This window comes from Streptomyces sp. NPDC018045, assembly GCF_044327445.1.
Lineage (GTDB): Bacteria > Actinomycetota > Actinomycetes > Streptomycetales > Streptomycetaceae > Streptomyces.
The window spans coordinates 1-1,017 of record NZ_JBIRFL010000095.1; the positions used below are offsets into that span (position 1 = coordinate 1).

Annotated in this window: 1 protein-coding gene; it reads left to right on the plus strand. The window is 68.8% G+C overall.

Annotation, left to right across the window (positions count from 1 at the left end; translation table 11 throughout):
* Positions 1-48: 48 nt before the first annotated feature.
* Positions 49-963: a transposase family protein gene (locus tag ACH4EB_RS38765; protein WP_398353248.1), complete on the plus strand. Its 915-nt coding sequence runs from the start codon at positions 49-51 to the stop codon at positions 961-963.
* Positions 964-1,017 lie beyond the last annotated feature (54 nt).

Here is a 1,017-nt window from a genome sequence, read left to right on the forward strand (position 1 = left end):
ACGAGTTGGTGCGTGATAGCGGGTGGGCATGCTCTGGTCGTGAGGGGCATGGTCGATCGGGCGGTCCTGGCGCATCCGGTGTTCATGGGCATCTCGGCGGGGCATCTGGCGCGTTTGGTTGAGGAACTGGCCCAGCCGTGGACGGCGTCGGCTGAGGGACGACGGTTCCAGGCACGGGGTGGGTCGAGGAAGCGTGCACCGGGGGCTGGTGCCCGGTATCGGATGGTGTTCGTGGACCGGCTGGTGGTCACGTTGATTCATCTGCGGCACGATGTGCCACACGCGGTCTTGGGTGTCCTGTTCGGCGTCGACCGCTCGACTGTCACGCGCGCCGTCGGTGAGGTCCGTCGGCTGCTGGCCGAGCGGGGGTGCGCGATTCCCGAGCGTCCGGGTCTGCGGCTTCGGACGCTGGAGGACGTCTTCGCCTACGCGCAGGCCGAGGGTGTCGAACTCAGGCTGGACGCCACCGAGGTGCAGGTCCGCCGGCCCGCTGCCGGCCGCGGGGGCAGGCGAGCGTTCGTGTCGGGCAAGAAGAAACAGAACACGATGAAGGCCACGGTCATCGCCGACGGCAAAGGCCGCACCCTGTGGACCGACACGCTGCGGCCGGGACGGATGCACGACGCTACCGCCGCTCGCGCGGCGGGTGCCACCGGCTGCTTCGACCATTTCGATCAGGTGGAAGTCCTCCTCGATGACGGCTACCTGGGCCTGGGCCGCGACCATCCCGGTCAGGCCGTGACACCACCGAGAAAGCCCCGTCCCGGAGCCCTTCCAGGGCGGTTCGAACAGTGGGAACGTGACCGGCACGGCCACTCCAGCGACCGCATCACCGTCGAGCATTCCCTGGCCGACCACAAACGCTGGAAACAACTGATGCGCTGGACCCACCGCCGCGATCGGCTGCCCGACACCTACCGCGCCATCGCCGGCCTCGTATCCGACCGCAGCGTCCCCCTCTGATACCAGCGACCGCGCGGCCCGGCACGTCCCACCCGCTATCACGCACCAACTCGT